The sequence below is a fragment of the Microbacterium sp. VKM Ac-2923 genome (assembly GCF_022815605.1).
GTDB lineage: Bacteria > Actinomycetota > Actinomycetes > Actinomycetales > Microbacteriaceae > Microbacterium.
In genome coordinates this window covers 93,004-107,522 of sequence record NZ_JALGRP010000001.1, presented here as the reverse complement: position 1 = coordinate 107,522, position 14,519 = coordinate 93,004, and the positions used below count along the sequence as shown (strand labels likewise).

Annotated in this window: 13 protein-coding genes; 9 read left to right on the top strand and 4 right to left on the bottom strand. The window is 71.9% G+C overall.

Annotated features, from left to right (window positions below):
• Window positions 1-2 precede the first annotated feature (2 nt).
• From MT347_RS00425 to MT347_RS00415, 3 genes are all read left to right on the top strand, one after another.
• Window positions 3-497, top strand: coding sequence for an ureidoglycolate lyase (locus tag MT347_RS00425; protein ID WP_243497098.1), 495 nt, complete (start codon window positions 3-5; stop codon window positions 495-497).
• Entirely contained in the window at window positions 494-1,948 is a 1,455-nt protein-coding gene (locus MT347_RS00420; RefSeq protein ID WP_243497097.1) for an FAD-dependent oxidoreductase, read from the top strand. Before MT347_RS00425 ends, MT347_RS00420 begins: the two co-directional genes overlap by 4 nt.
• Before the next feature lie 126 nt (window positions 1,949-2,074).
• On the top strand, window positions 2,075-3,004 hold the full coding sequence (locus MT347_RS00415) for an NAD(P)-dependent oxidoreductase (RefSeq protein WP_243497096.1): 930 nt from the start codon (window positions 2,075-2,077) through the stop codon (window positions 3,002-3,004).
• Window positions 3,005-3,103: 99 nt separating this feature from the next.
• Here MT347_RS00415 and MT347_RS00410 read toward each other — a convergent pair whose 3' ends face one another.
• Entirely contained in the window at window positions 3,104-4,573 is a 1,470-nt protein-coding gene (locus MT347_RS00410; RefSeq protein WP_243497095.1) for a lipopolysaccharide biosynthesis protein, read from the bottom strand.
• A 189-nt stretch (window positions 4,574-4,762) separates the two neighbouring features.
• Between MT347_RS00410 and MT347_RS00405 the strand changes: the two genes are divergently transcribed.
• Complete coding sequence (locus MT347_RS00405; protein WP_243497094.1) at window positions 4,763-6,142, top strand: O-antigen ligase; 1,380 nt, start codon at window positions 4,763-4,765, stop codon at window positions 6,140-6,142.
• Here MT347_RS00405 and MT347_RS00400 read toward each other — a convergent pair.
• Together MT347_RS00400 and MT347_RS00395 are read right to left on the bottom strand one after the other, a co-directional pair.
• A complete protein-coding gene (locus tag MT347_RS00400) occupies window positions 6,129-7,136 on the bottom strand; it encodes a glycosyltransferase family 2 protein (protein ID WP_243497093.1) in 1,008 nt (335 codons plus the stop codon). The two genes, MT347_RS00405 and MT347_RS00400, sit on opposite strands and share 14 nt — an antisense overlap.
• A complete protein-coding gene (locus MT347_RS00395) occupies window positions 7,133-8,359 on the bottom strand; it encodes a glycosyltransferase family 4 protein (protein WP_243497092.1) in 1,227 nt (408 codons plus the stop codon). Before MT347_RS00395 ends, MT347_RS00400 begins: the two co-directional genes overlap by 4 nt.
• A 294-nt stretch (window positions 8,360-8,653) precedes the next feature.
• Here MT347_RS00395 and MT347_RS00390 point away from each other — a divergent pair, with 294 nt between their 5' ends.
• The gene (locus MT347_RS00390; protein WP_243497091.1) at window positions 8,654-9,757 is read left to right on the top strand and encodes a glycosyltransferase family 1 protein; all 1,104 of its coding nucleotides are present in this window, start codon (window positions 8,654-8,656) and stop codon (window positions 9,755-9,757) included.
• Window positions 9,758-10,020: 263 nt separating this feature from the next.
• Here MT347_RS00390 and MT347_RS00385 read toward each other — a convergent pair whose 3' ends face one another.
• Entirely contained in the window at window positions 10,021-10,590 is a 570-nt protein-coding gene (locus MT347_RS00385) for an NTP transferase domain-containing protein (RefSeq protein WP_243497090.1), read from the bottom strand.
• Window positions 10,591-10,641: 51 nt separating this feature from the next.
• Between MT347_RS00385 and MT347_RS00380 the strand changes: the two genes are divergently transcribed.
• From MT347_RS00380 to MT347_RS00365, 4 genes are read left to right on the top strand one after another with little or no spacing between them, the layout of a single operon-like run.
• Window positions 10,642-11,631 carry an XdhC family protein gene (locus MT347_RS00380; protein WP_243497089.1) on the top strand — a complete coding sequence of 330 codons (990 nt, stop codon included), beginning with the start codon at window positions 10,642-10,644 and terminating at the stop codon, window positions 11,629-11,631.
• Entirely contained in the window at window positions 11,628-12,926 is a 1,299-nt protein-coding gene (locus tag MT347_RS00375) for an amidohydrolase family protein (RefSeq protein WP_243497088.1), read from the top strand. The genes MT347_RS00380 and MT347_RS00375 overlap by 4 nt, the downstream gene beginning before the upstream one ends.
• Window positions 12,923-13,552 (top strand): helix-turn-helix domain-containing protein, encoded by a 630-nt coding sequence (locus MT347_RS00370; RefSeq protein ID WP_243497087.1) that lies wholly within the window; start codon window positions 12,923-12,925, stop codon window positions 13,550-13,552. The genes MT347_RS00375 and MT347_RS00370 overlap by 4 nt, the downstream gene beginning before the upstream one ends.
• Window positions 13,549-14,496, top strand: a complete 948-nt coding sequence (locus MT347_RS00365; protein ID WP_243497086.1) for a PDR/VanB family oxidoreductase — start codon at window positions 13,549-13,551, stop codon at window positions 14,494-14,496. The genes MT347_RS00370 and MT347_RS00365 overlap by 4 nt, the downstream gene beginning before the upstream one ends.
• Window positions 14,497-14,519: the final 23 nt, after the last annotated feature.

Here is a 14,519-nt window from a genome sequence, read left to right as displayed (position 1 = left end):
CCGTGTCCGACACCCTCACCACCCACACCCTGACCGCCGCGACGATCACCCCCTCCGGCTTCGAGGCCTACGGCGTCGTGCTGACACCGATGGAGGACGGCACCCCGTTCACCGCCGAGGAGGCCGTTCTCGACGTGTCCAACGGCATCCCGCGCTTCTACCTCATGCACCTCGAGGACAAGCCGGCTGCGTTCGTGCGTGTCACGCGCCACCTCGAGACCACTCAGACGCTGATGTCGGTCGGCGACGTCGAGTGGACGATCGCCGTGGCCGCGCCCGGCATCGACGAGCCCGCGCTCGAGGACCTCCGCGCCTTCCGCATCCCACCGCGCACCGCCATCACGATGCGAAAGGGCACCTGGCACGCCGGACCCTTCTTCACCGAGCCGAGCATGGACTTCGTCAACCTCGAGCTTGACGACACCAACGTCTCCGACCACCACAACCACCGACTCGACGACGCCTACGGCGTACGCGTCGTGATCGACGCCGAGTGACCGTGCTCACCGCCCTGCCCGACGCCTCGTCGCGCCTCGCCGCCCTCGAGCGGGAGGCGGCGCACCAGGCCGCCCTCAGCGCCGGCGACGGACGGTCGTGGGTCTCCGCGCGCGACGGCGTGCGACCCGTCGTCATCGTCGGCGCCGGACAAGCCGGTCTCGTGCTCGCCCGGGGGCTCCGCCGCCGCGGGATCGATGACGTCGTCGTGATCGACGCCGCCCCGGCCGGGTCCGCAGGCCCCTGGACCACATATGCCCGCATGCACACGCTGCGTACACCGAAGGACATCGCGTGGCCCACCTGGGGCACCCCCGCGGTGAGCCCGCGGGCCTGGTTCGAGGCGGTCCACGGCACCGACGCATGGGAGAGCATCGAGTACTTCCCGACGACCGCGTGGCAGGGCTTCCTCCAGTGGTACCGGGAGGTGTCCGACATCACCGTGGTCCCCGCCACCCGCGTGACCCGTCTGGAGACCACCACCGCCGACGGCCCGCTCGACCTGCACCTCGACGGGCCGGACGGACAGTGGCTCCTGCCCGCCCACCACGTCGTGCTCGCGACCGGGATCGAGGGCGCGGGAGGTCGGCACGTGCCCGCGCTGCTCGAGGGCCTCCCCGCCGAGCGCGTCCACCACACGCACGACGAGATCGATTTCGCCTCGCTCGCGGGCCTGCGCGTCGGGGTTCTCGGCGCCGGGACGGGCGCGTTCGACAACGCCGCGACCGCGCTCGAACACGGGGCGGCATCCGTCGACGTGCACATGCGGCGGTCGGCGATGCCGCAGGTGAGCCCCTACCGCTGGATGGAGTTCGCGGGACTCATCGAGAACTACGGCTCCTTCACCGACGCGCAGAAGTGGGCGTTCAACGTGCATCTCTCCGCCGTCGACCAACCGGCGACGCAGAACGCGCTGTGGCGCGCGCACTCCTTCGACACCTTCCGCTTCCTGACCGGATCGCCGTGGCAACGCGTGGAGTGGACCGGCAGCGACATCGCCGTCACCACGCCGCACGGCATCCATCACTACGACGTCGTCTTCGCTGCGACCGGGATCGCCGCCGACCTGGCGCGTCGCCCGGAACTCGCGACGGTGGCGTCGGATGCCGCCCTGTGGAGCGACCGTCTCCCACCCGAGGATGCCGCCCAGAACCCCGGGCTGGCGGCGTTCCCCTACCTCGGCGACGACTTCGGGCTCGTCAGCCGCAGCGCAGCCGGACGATCGGCGCTGTCGCGCATCCACATGTTCAATCACGGCGCCCGCCTGTCGCAGGGGATGCTGAGCCACCAGATCCCCGGTCTCGTCGGCGGTGCGACGAAGCTCGCCGCGGCGCTGTCACGACGCCTGTTCGAGCGCGACTCGACGGTATTGCTGACGGAGTACCTCGCCTACGACGTCCCGGTCGGAGTCCACGTCGGCCGGCGCGCGTCCGCGCCGATCGCCGTCGGCTGAAGACACGACGCAGGAAATCCCCCGTCGGAGCCGGTCCGAGGCCGCCCGGGCGCGGGCATCGCATCAGATCTCCTGCGTCGTGTCCACCGAGGACGACGCGGCGAGCGCGCGGGTACCGTGAAGCGGGTGACCACAGAGATTCCCCTCGTCGTGTCCGTGCCCACCTCTCAGCTGCGCGACGAGCTGCAGCCGCTGCCCGACGGGGTCGAGGTGGTGGTCTGGGACATGAAGGATGCCGCGCCGCGCGAGCGCTTCGACCTGGTGGTGCCGCCGTACATGTCGATGGACGGCGTCATCGAGGCTCTGTCGACCGTTTCGGTCGGACTCGTCCAGAGCCAGTCGATCGGCTACGACAACGTCGAGGGGCGCTTGCCAGACGGCCTCGTCTACGCCAACGCATCGAGCGTCCACGAAACCGCGACCGCCGAGCTGGCCGTGGCACTCGCACTGGCGGCGCAACGGCGCCTGCCCGAGTTCGTGCGCGCGCAGGACCGCGGCGAATGGATCGGTGGAGGAGCGACCGGCCTGGCCGATCAGCGCGTGACACTGCTGGGATTCGGCGGCGTCGGCCGTGCAATCGCCGCGCGCCTGAAGCCCTTCGAGGTCGACCTGCGCGCGGTCGCCTCGCACGGCCGTCTGCAGGACGAGGTCGAGGTCTTCCCGCTCGGAAAGCTGTACGACGTCCTCGCTGAGACCGACATCGTCATCGCCTCCCTCCCCGGGGGCGACGCGACGCGACACGTCATCGACGACGACGCCCTCTCCGCCCTCCCCGACGGAGCGCTCGTCGTCAACGTCGGACGCGGCCCCCTCATCGACACCGATGCCCTCGTCGACCATGTGCGGCGCGGCCGCATCCGAGCGGCGCTGGATGTCACCGACCCCGAGCCGCTGCCCGCCGGCCACCCGTTGTGGAGCCTCGACGGCGTGCTGATCGCTCCGCACGTCGGAGGGGCGACGGATGCCATGCGCCCGCGCATCGTGCGTCTGCTGCGCCGACAGATCGACCGCCTGCGCTCCGGCGAGGAGCCGCTGAACGTCGTCATCGGGGGCTGAGCGAGGCGGCGCGCTCCGCGGGGCGACGGCGCGTGCACCTCGAAAGGCGTCCACCCGGGCGACGCCGCCCTCACGGTCCCGGCACGCTCTCGGGCGTCGTCAGTCGGCCGACGACGGACGTCGAGGCCGCATCGAACGGAGTGTCTCGCCCATCAGGCGTGCGTCGCGGCGACCGCACACCGCGAGCAGCCCGCCGGCCAGCAGCGTCCAGGCCGCGGCGACGGCGAGGAGCCGGACGACAGGGGGGAGCGTGCCCAGCACCGCGGTGTCGAGTCCCCACGACCCGAGGGTCGCCAGACCGCTCACTGTGACCGGCACGATCGCGGTGAGAAGAAGCTCGCGAACCCGCAGACCCGCCCGCGGCGCGAAGACGAACGTCCCCGATGCCCAGATCAGCACCTGACCGGCGACCACTCCCCACGCGACACCGACGGGTGTCAGCGGAGCCCACACGAGGATGAGCAGCACCATCGGTACCCGGCCCACCACCTCGGAGAAGAAGAGGGCGCCCGAGCGTCCCCGGGCCGCGAACCCCCAGTAGTAGCCGTACGCGATCGTCTGGAACACGGTGCCGGCGGCCAAGACGGGCAGGTATTGCATCGCCGGCAGCCAGTCGGCCCCGAGCACGACCTCGATCAGCGGCGCACCGCCGACCACCAGCAACCCGGTGACGGCGAGGAGGGCGTGGCTGACCAGGCGCTGCGCGCGGACGAGGGCGTCGTTGAGCGCGTCGAGGTCGTCGGCGACGGCCGCCAGGCGCGGGAGGAGGATGCGGGTGAGGGGCGCGGCGACCTGCTGCAGGGGAAGCATCACCAACTGGTAGGCGCGGCTGTAGAAACCGACCGTGGCCGCGGAGTACCAGGCGCCCATGACGATGGTGTCGACGTTCGTCGTGATGTAGTGCGCGGCATGGGTGCCGAGCGTCGAGACGCCGAAGACGAGCAGGCGCCGCATCGGGGCCCTGCGCGGGAGGCTCGGACGCCATCCGGTGGCCGCGCAGGCCCAGACGAGCGAGACGAGGGCCGCCACGGTCCCCTGCAGGGCCAGCGCCACGTAGCCCGACCCGGCAAGAGCCAGGATGACGGCCGTCGCGACACCGACGGCATCGCCGCCGAGTTCGGATGCCGCCAGACGCCGGAACCGATCGGTGCGATTGAGCTCGACCTGGAACTGCACGACGGCGGCGCGGAACAAGTAGGCGGGAGCCGCGATGAGCACCACCGCGATGAGCCGGTCGTCGTCGAAGGCGGTCGCGATAGGGACCGCCGCCGCCGCCACCACCAGCGCCAGGGCGGCACCGATGGCCGTGTTCAGCCACAGCAGGTTGCTCTTCTGCTGCTGGCTGAGGTCTTTCTCGCGCAGCGCCGCCAGACTCAGGCCGAAGTCGCCGAGCACCGACGCGATCCCGACGATCGCCAGGCCCAGGCTGACGATCCCGAAGTCGGCGGGGCCGATGAGTCGGGCGAGCACCACGATGTTGACGATCTGCAGCACGTACCGGAGCCACTGCGTCGACAGCAGCAGGGTCGCGCCCCGGGCGCGTGAACCGGGGGATGCGTCGGGCTCCACGTGGGCCGTCCTCTCCCGTCGCGCCGCGCGCGACGCATCCCTCGGAACCCTAGATGCCGCTCTCGCTCGCACCCCTCACCCTCGACCCCCACCCGCCCGGGTGGGCCCGATACTTCACCCGGTGTCCGACTCGGGAGGCCGTCTCACCGTCGCGGCGGTGGCGTCGCAGAGCGCCCCTAACCTGTGCGGATGACTTCCTCAGCCGTGGCCGGTGCCCGCGCGCGGGTGCGCACCAGCGACCTCCCTCGCCTCGAGGCCGGCGCGCGGAGCCCCGGGGCGCGCGCGGCTTCGTACGGTCTTCTTCTCGTGTTCTGGCTCGCGTGCGTGTCGGGTCCGGTCGCGCAGACGCTGACGATGAGCCGTCGGGTGGCTGTCGAGGGGGTCAAGACGACCCTGGCGCAGGCGGTCGTCGACGCGTGGAACGTCGCGTTCTATCTGCCCGCTGTCGTGGCCATCCTCGTGATCGTCTTCCGCTTCGCGTTCGTCCGCAACGACGTCGCCCCCGTGCTGGTCCTGATCACGCCGTGGCTGTGGATCATCCTGAACGAATTCGCCCGGGGCGGGCGGGTCTCTCCGCAGATGATCCTTCCGATCGGTGTGGCCGTGACCTTCTGGGCCCTGCAGACGCGTGTCGACGACCTGAAGCTGTATGCCCTGCTGACCGCCGCCCTCGCCGCCGCGTCGATGGCTCTGACCGTCACCGCGCCCACGCTCATGTACATGCCGCAGAGCTTCGACGCCGCGTCCGACAAGTCGCTCACGGGTTTGCCGCTGCTCGCAGGTTTCTTCAGCCATCCCAACTCGAACGGGCTCTTCCTTCTGCTCGCCCTCCCCCTCGCACACCTGTTCTCGCACTGGTACCTGCGCTGGGCGACCGCCGGCGTCATCCTGGCCGCGATCGTGTGGTCGTCCTCGCGCACGGCGCTGTTCGGCGCGGCGGTCTGGCTCGTGGTGATGCTGCTGAACCTCCTGCTGCGCGCATCGCTCCGCCGGGTCCTGGGGGTGTTGCTCATCGGGCTCGTCGCCGCCATCGCCGTCATCCCCCTCACGACGACCGATCCGGAGGCGTACACCGACCGCGGGGCGATCTGGCAGTTCGTGCTGTCTCAGCTGCACGGGACGGAGTGGATCGTCGGGCTCGGGCACACCTGGTTCACGGATCACTACGATCTGCTCAGCTCGGCGTTGTCGACCGCCGCCGGCCACGGGCACAACGTCTTCGCCAATTACGTCGTCACGGGGGGCCTGATCCTCGTGATGCTCATCGCGCTGGTCCTGCTGAATGCTGCGCGGATCGCCGCATACCTGCCGCATCGTCAGCATGTCGCGGCCCTGGCGTTCCTCTGCGTGCTGGCGGCGGCGTCGATCACCGAGACCGCCTGGCGCACCGACGCCCCCGACACCCTGTTCGCCTCGATGATCGTGCCGCTCTTCGTGATCGCGACGCAGAGCCGCGTCGTCACGCCCGCACTGACCGGCCGCCGGGGTGAGGCGACGGGTGAAGTGTCTGCGCGCCGCACCCGCTCGCGACCGCGGTCCGGACGCGGCCGCCAGCTCAGGAGCGCCTGAACAGCGCCCGCAGACGTCGGAGGTTCGTGGAGCCCGGCGGCAGGTCCCAGGTCAGCATCGACCGCAACGTCTCGTCGTCGATGCGGCGAGCCCGCTGGATCGCACGACGCTCCCCGAGCTTCTTCGGCATCTTCGCGACCGCGACCGCGACGCCCTTCACGGCCACGACGCCGTTGCCGCGCAGAACGGCCCGCCAGAACGTGAGCGTGTAGGCCAGCGCGAGCCGTGGCACCACTGTTGCCAGGTAGCGGCGCGGAACGTTCTTGGCCACGACCCAGAACAGGTTCTTCATCGTCTGGTAGGTCGTGAACCCCGGGATGCGTCCGCTCGTCGCGCCGATCCGGTGAGAGGCGACGGCTGCCGGAGCAAGACGCACCCGCCATCCCCGCAGGCGCGCTCGCCAGCTCAGGTCGACGTCTTCGAAGTACGCGAAGAAGTCCTCGTCGAACAGACCGATGTCACGGAGCATGTCGGCGCGGTACAGGGTCGACCCGCCGCTCGCGCCGAACAACTCGGGGAGGGTGTCATAGGCATCCAACCGCGGTTCGTCCCGACCGCGCGGGAAGGGCAGCCCCCAGATCGAATAGCACTCCCCGGTGCTGTCGAGTCGGGAGCCGTCGATCGTGACGAACTTGCTCGCCACCATCCCCACGCTCTCGTCACGCGCCATCTCCTCGACGAGGCGCTCCACCCAGGTCGGCTCGGCGACCGCGTCGTTGTTCAGCAGCGCGGCGAAGGCGTGACCACGGTGCAGGGCGTACCGGAGCCCGACGTTCACCCCGCCCGCGAACCCGAGGTTGACCGGCTGTACGAGCAGCGTGACGTCGGGGTACGAATCCCGGAGCATCTCGACCGATCCGTCCGTCGACCCGTTCTCGACCACGATGATCTCCACCGGAACGCTCTGGCGTCGGAGGGATTCGAGGCATCCGGGCAGGTCGTCTCGCCCGTTCCAGGTGGGGACGATCACCGCCACGCGGGCGGCCGCGCTCATCGCTGACCTGCCCGTCCGAGAAGGGCGCTCTCGAGACGCTCCGGGAACGACGTCGCGGAGAAGGCCGAGACGGCCCACTCGCGAGAGTGTCGCGCCGCACGCCAGGCGGCGGCCGGGTCGTCGAGCACGCGCAGGAGGGCGTCGGCGATGCCCCCAGCGTCGTCTTCGACCATCAGACCCGTCGTGTCACCCTCGCCCACCAGCCCCTCCGCCCCCACGGTCGTGGACACCACCGGGATACCGCGCATCATCGCCTCCACCGTCTTGAACTTCAGCCCCGCACCCATGCGCAGGGGAACCACGACCGCCGTCGCCGCCGCGTACGACGGCTCGAGCGAGGGCACTTCGCCCGTCACCTCGAGGAGAGGGTCCGCCTCCGCGGCCGAGATCATCCGCGCGGTGGGGCCGGCGCCGGCCAGGACGAAGCGGACATCCGCCCGCCGCTCGCGAACGAGCGGGACGATCTCGTCGATCAGCCACTCGGCGGCCTGCGCGTTGACGTCGCGGAAGAACGCACCGACGAAAACGATCGTCGGGGGGCCGTCCGGGAGGACGCGATACTCGTCGGCCACACCACCGTCGAACGGAGGTCGCAGCACGACGGCGCGAGCGGCCCCATCGCTCAGTTCGCGCACGTAGCGGGCGTCCTTCGCGCTGAAGACGATCACGGCATCCATCTCGCGATACAGCCGTCCCTCGTCGCGCGCGACGCTCCATCGACGCCACAGCCCCAGCACGCGCGCGAGCGACCTCGTCTGCGTCGTGGCGAACACGCGCTCGTAGGTCTGCGCGATGACGTCATGGGCCGTGACCACACGGCGCACCCGGGGGTGCGCGCGGCGAGCGGACCGCGCAAGCCATCCCATCTCGGTCCACTGCGCCTCGATCAGCTCGCCGTCGGCGAGGGCGGCCTGCGCGCGACGCGAGCGTCGGATCGCCTGCCGGAAGCGCCGCGGGGGCCGTACGGGGAACAGACGGATCTGCTGGGTGTCCCACCACTCGGCGAGGCGACCGGAGAGGAGCGGCTCGCACACGACGACCTCGACGTCGAGCTCGTCGCGGAGCAGCCGGGCGTTCTCGCCGTTGCCCCGCCAGCCGGGAGCGATCACCGTGACCGAGTGACCCCGCCCCCGAAGCGCACGGAGGTGGGCGAGGACGTATTGTCCGCCCGCGTGGGGAATCCCCGGGTACGGGACGTGCGCCATCAGGCTGACGATCCGCATATGTTCTCCTCGCACCGTGCTCCCGGACGGACCCGCACGGACAGGCGGGCGTCCCGGGGAAGCTACCAACGCCCTCACCGCCGACCGCGCGGCGACCTCGACGGCAGCGCTCGCGGTGCGTCCCTCCCTCAGACGGCGCGCACGCCCGAGCGCCCCCGGTCGCGGCGCGCCGTTCCGCCACTTCACCTTCGCCTTCACCCGCTGGCGGGGTGACAGCCGCGGTCCCACTGTGCGTCGCGGCCGCACCCCGGGCGGTCATAATCGGCGACGTCCCGACCGAGAAGAGAGCACCCCGTGGATGCACGACGCCCGCACATCGTCATCGATGCCCGTTCGATGTTCACCTCGACGGGGCGCTACACGCGCAAGCTCATCGAAAACCTCCAGAGCATCGACACCGAGCATCGCTACACGATCGTCCTCCCGCGAGCGCAGTACGACGACTGGGAGCCGAGCAGTCCGCTCTTCGCCAAGGCCGCCACCGACACCCCCTACTTCTCGCTGCGGGAGCAGACGACGTTCTCACGCGAACTGCGCGCGCTGAAGCCCGATCTCGTGCACTTCGCGATGCCGCAGCAGCCGCTCTCCGTGGGAAGTCCCCGGGTCACGACCTTCCACGACATGACGCTGCTGAAGATCCGCAATCACAAGAAGCATCCGGTCGTGTCGCTCGCCAAACGTGCGGTCGGCGCGGGCGCCTTCACCGCCGTCGCTCATCTCTCGCGCGTCAACCTCGTCGTCAGCGCCTACTCCGGACGCGATCTGCTGAAGTACACCCGAGCCGCGGCGAGCGGGGTGACGCTGACGTACCCGGCGGCGGATGCGATCACCGAGACCCCGGCGCCCGTGGAGGTGCCGTTCCGGCGCTTCGTGCTGTACGTCGGCACGCAAGTGCCCTACAAGAACCTCTCCTCCCTCATCCGCGCGGTCGCCGCCCTGCGCGTCGCCGACGATTCGCTCGGGCTCGTCGTCGCCGGAAAGGTGGACGGCGACGGGGCGCGCTTGATCCGCGACCTCGACGACCGGGAGCGGGCGGCGACGCATTTCGCCGGTTTCGTGTCCGACGGTCACCTGCGATGGCTGTACGAGAACGCGGCGGTGTACGCCTTCCCCTCGTTCTACGAGGGCTTCGGACTCCCCGGGCTCGAGGCCATGCGCCACGGGTGCCCGGTGGTCAGCAGCGACGCGACGTGCCTTCCGGAGGTGTACGGCGACGCGGCGGTGTATTTCGACCCGTCGAGGGTGTCGGAGATCGGAGCCGCCGTCTCGCGCGTGCTGACCGACCCCGAGGTGGCGGAGGGTCTGCGCACACGCGGACACCGGCGGGCCGAGATGTACTCGTGGCAGTTCATGGCGCAGCGCACCCTGGACGCGTATCGCGACGCGCTCGCGCGCTGACCGGGGACGGGGCGTGGACCGCGTCCGCGAGTGAAGGCGAGGGTGAATGTCGGCCGCCGCCCGCTGCGCGTCCGTCGTCACCACGGCCCCGTCCGCTGCGAACTCGCGCCGCGGCCCCGCCGACCCCGCCGGCCCCGCCGACCCCGCGGGCCACGCCGACACGCCGTCCTCGGCCGCACGCCCGCCCTCGCTCAGCAGGGAGGGGAGCCCCGCCCCGCTCGGTGGACACACCAGCGGGGCCGACCCCGTGAGCGCGTCGCGGCTCAGCGCTCGTCGCGGTCGGCGCCCGACCACAGATCGCCGCACTCGACGGCATCCGCCCCCTGGGCGATGAGATACGGCCGAGCGCCGACATCGCCGCGCACCGACGCCGCGAGGGCACTCCAGTGCTCCCGCCCGATGAGCACCGGGTGTCCGGGGGAACCGTCGTAGGAGGCGAAGGCGAGCGCGTCCGGTGCGGCGCGACGGACAAGCCGCGCGACGGCCGAGGCCGGGGCGTCCGGGGTGTCGACCGGCAGCACGACGGCAGCCGAAGCGGATCCGGATGCCGCCGACACCAGACCCGCGCGCACCGACGCCGCGACCCCCGTCTGCCAGTCCGCGATGCGGACGACGGTCGCCCCGGCGGGGACGAGCGGCAACGCCTCATCGGCGGCGGCGCCGAGCGTCACGAGGATCCGGCCGCAGCCACCCGCGCGGAGGGCGTGGACGGCGAGGGCGATCCACGGCGTTCCGGCGGACGTACGGGCGAGCGCCTTGGGACCGCCGAATCGGCGCCCCGCTCCCGCGGCCAACACGAGCCCCCAGGGGGCTTCGGAGGGCGTGGCCGGCATGGTGACGACAGCGTAGCGCGCGCGAAACACACCCCGACTACGGTCGAAGCCATGCTCGATCTCGCAGCCGACCTGGTGCCGCTGCTCGAGGCGGGTGTGCCCGTCGCTGCGGTGACGGTGACCGGTGTGGTGCGCAGCGCACCGCGCGGTGTGGGCGCGACACTGGCCGTCACGCGCGACGCGCGCGTGATCGGATCGATCTCGGGCGGATGCGTCGAGAACGACGCCGTCATGCTCGGGCTCGATGCGCTCCGCACCGATGCGGTCCGCCGCGCGCGCTTCGGATTCACCGACGACGGCACCGTCACCCCCATCACCGCCGGGCTCGCCTGCGGGGGCGCCGTCGACGTCGTGGCCTACCGCATCGACCCGGCCCTCTCGCTCCCGGCTCTCGTCGCCGCCCGTGCGGGGCGGGAGGCCTCGCTGCACCTCGCCCTCGACGGCGACGGTCTCGACCTGCACCGCCCGGCCGCTCCCCGCCTGATCATCCTCGGCGCCGGGGAGCACGCCGCGGCGCTCTGCCGCCTGGGATCCGCGGCCGGTTTCGCGGTGACGGTGTGCGACGACTGGGCGCTCCTGGTGACGCCGGAACGCTTCCCCGACGCCGCCGAGCTCGTCGTCGCCGCTCCGGACGAATACCTCTCGCAGTTACCCTCCCCCGACGCCCGCACCGCGATCTGCGTCCTGACCCACGACGAGCGCCTCGACGTGCCGGCCCTGCGGACGGCGCTGCGGCTGCCGGTGGGGTTCGTCGGGGCGATGGGGGCGCGCGCGACCGTCGCGCGCCGCGCGATGCTGCTGCGGGCGGCGGGGGTGACGGATGCCGAGCTCTCGCGGCTGCATTCACCCCTGGGCCTCGACCTGGGAGGTGCGACGGCGGAGGAGACGGCTCTGTCGGTGATCGCCGAGATCGTGGCATCCCGAAACGGCGCCGACGCCCGGCCCCTCCGCGCCGCGCACGGGCCGCGACTGCACAGCACTGCGAGACACGGCACCGAGGAACACGGTGCGACGGCCGCGTGCGCGGTGAGGACCGCGTGAGCGTCCTCGTGGTGCGCGGCGCGGTGGCCGTGGTCGAAGACAGCGGCCGCGTGCGCACCGGCGATGTCGTGAGCATCGACGGAACGATCGTCGAGGGCGCGGATGTCACGGATGCCACCGTGCTGGACGCGACGGGGTGCGTCGTGACCGCCGGCCTCGTCAACGCCCACCACCACCTGCTCCAGACCGCGTTCCGCACTCTTCCGGGCACGCGCGGCATCCCGATGCGCGACTGGCTCCCCGCGATGGCCTCGGCCTACGCGTCGGCCGGTGTCGACCCGGAGCTGACGGGCCTCGCCGCCCGCGCCGGGCTCGCGGAGTCGCTGCTGAGCGGGGTGACGACCGTCGCCGACCACCACCTGACCTGGCCGAGCGATGCGGACACCGTCGCCATGGCGCAGGCCGCCGCGGGGGCCGCGGCCGGGCTCGGTGCGCGCCTCGCCTTCGTGCGCGGCGCGGCGCGCGACGATCCGCAGGAGGCGGCCGCCTCGGCCGACGCCATCGTGCGCGCGCTCCTGCCCGGCATCCACGGCGGCGTCTCGACAGACGGGATGCTGCAGATCGCGGTCGGACCCGCGGGCGTGCACAGCGACCCGCGAGAGAGCTTCGACCTGCTGGGCGAGGTCGCCCGGACGCACGGCCTGCGTCGGCGGACGCAGGCGAACGAGGTCGTCGACGTCGAGATCGCGCTCGCGCGTTACGGCTCGCGCCCCCTCGACCTGCTCGAGCAGTGGGGCTGGCTGGCCCCCGACGTCACCCTCGCGCACCTGTGCGACGTCACCGATGACGAGATCGCCCGCCTCGCGGCATCCGGCGTCTCCGCCACCCACGCCCCCGGCTGCGACGTGCCGATGGGGTGGGGTGTCGCCCCGGTCCGGCTCCTCCGCGACGCCGGGCTCGCCGTGGGCCTCGGCACGAGCGGCGGCGGCAGCAACGACGCAGGTCACCTCCTCGCCGACGCGCGCCTGGCGCTGCAGGTCTCCGCCCTCATGGGTCCGCAGCTGCCGGCATCCGAGGTGCTGGAGATGGCCACCGCGGGCTCCGCCGACGGTCTCGGCCGACCGGAGCTCGGGCGCCTGACCCCCGGATCGGCCGCCGACCTGTGCCTCTGGGACGTCTCGGGCATCGCCGACGCCGGGGTCGCGGATCCCGTCGCGGGGCTTCTCTGGGCCTCCCCCGGCCGCCGACCCCGCACGGTCGTCGTCGACGGACGCATCGTCGTCGACGAGGGCCGACTCACCACCGCCGACGAGGAAGAGATCGTCGCCCAGCTGTTCGAGAGAGTGCGACGATGACCACCATGGCCCCCGCGATCGATGTCGACGCCCCCACCGGCGACGAGCGGCTCGGCGCGCATCTCCGCGGCCTGCGCAAAGCCCGCGGGCTGACGCTCACCCAACTCGCGGAGGCGGCGACCCTGTCGCATCCGTTCCTCAGCCAGCTCGAACGCGGTCTCGCCCGCCCCAGCATGGCGAGCCTGGAGCGTTTGGCCCGAGCCCTGGGCACGAGCCGTGTGGAACTCATCGCGGCATCCGAGCCTCCGCGTACCGAGCAGGACGCACAGCCCTCGTTCGTCGCCGCAGATGGAGGCGTCATCGGTCCGTACGCCGAGGGCACGGCGCGACTGCTCGCCACCGGTCCGCGCCGGTTCGAACCGCTCGAGTTCGCCGGCTCGAACGCGGAACCCGGCGATCACTACGTCCACGAGGAAGACGAGTTCCTGACCGTCCTGGAGGGGTCGATCGTCATCTCGTTCGGCGTCTACGGCACGCGCACCCTGCACGTCGGCGACTCGGTCTACTGCCGCTCCGGCACCCCGCACCGGTGGCACTCACCCGACGGCTCGCCCTATCGACTGCTCATCGTGAAGGAACGGGTGCACGGCGGTGGCGCCGACGAGCCGACGGGGGCCGACGCGTGAGCGGCGGCGTCACCTTCGATGTCGTGGTGCGCGCCCGACGGGATGCCGCGGACGGCATCGTGCTGCTCGACCTCGAGCGCACCGCCGGCACCCTGCCGCACTGGTCGCCCGGCGCGCACATCGACGTCGTGCTGCCCGGCGGTCTCGAGCGGCAGTACTCGCTGTGCGGTTCGGTCGCGGCGCGCGGCACCTGGCGCATCGGCGTACTGCGGGAGCGCGAGGGATCGGTCTGGCTGCACGAGAACGCGCACGACGGAGCCTCGCTGCGCGTGCGCGGACCCGCGAACCACTTCCTGTTCGCGCCGACCGCCGGTCGGTCGTACGTGTTCGTCGCCGGCGGGATCGGCATCACCCCGATCGTGCCGATGATCGAGGCCGCCGAGGCCGCGGGCGCGTCGTGGACGCTGCTGTACGCCGGGCGCTCGCGCCGGACCATGGCGTTCGTCGACGAGCTCGCCGAGCGGTACGACGAGCGGGTCGAGGTGTATGCCGCCGACGAGGGACGCCGCCTCGATCTGGCCGCCCGCTTCGCCGCGCCTGTCGCACGCACGGTCGTCTATTCGTGCGGGCCGGCGCGCCTGCTCGAGGCGCTCGAGGATGCCATGTCGGCCTGGCCCGGCGGCAGCCTGCACGTCGAGCGTTTCGAGGCCAAGGTGCTGGGACCGCCGGTGTGGACGGAGCCGTTCGAGGTCGACCTGATGCTGTCGGGGGTGACCGTGACGGTGCCGCCCGAGCGGTCGGTGCTCGAGGTGATCGAGGAGGCCGGCGCGATCGTCCCCTCCAGTTGTCGCGTGGGCACGTGCGGCACGTGCGAGGTCGCCATCGTCGACGGCGAGGTGGAGCACCGCGACTCGGTCCTCTCGCCCGAGGAGCAGGCGGCGAACCGCACGATGATGGTGTGCGTGTCGCGGGCCGCGTGCGAGCGGATCACGCTCGAGCTGTAGGGCGCGTCGCGTCCTCGAGCGAA

Bases quoted from the DNA above. Each gene is read 5' to 3' on its own strand.
- MT347_RS00395 (WP_243497092.1), bottom strand. From the start codon at position 8,359: ATGCGGATCGTCAGCCTGATGGCGCACGTCCCGTACCCGGGGATTCCC.
- MT347_RS00400 (WP_243497093.1), bottom strand. From the start codon at position 7,136: ATGAGCGCGGCCGCCCGCGTGGCGGTGATCGTCCCCACCTGGAACGGG.
- MT347_RS00370 (WP_243497087.1), top strand. From the start codon at position 12,923: ATGACCACCATGGCCCCCGCGATCGATGTCGACGCCCCCACCGGCGAC.
- MT347_RS00380 (WP_243497089.1), top strand. From the start codon at position 10,642: ATGCTCGATCTCGCAGCCGACCTGGTGCCGCTGCTCGAGGCGGGTGTG.
- MT347_RS00385 (WP_243497090.1), bottom strand. From the start codon at position 10,590: ATGCCGGCCACGCCCTCCGAAGCCCCCTGGGGGCTCGTGTTGGCCGCG.
- MT347_RS00405 (WP_243497094.1), top strand. From the start codon at position 4,763: ATGACTTCCTCAGCCGTGGCCGGTGCCCGCGCGCGGGTGCGCACCAGC.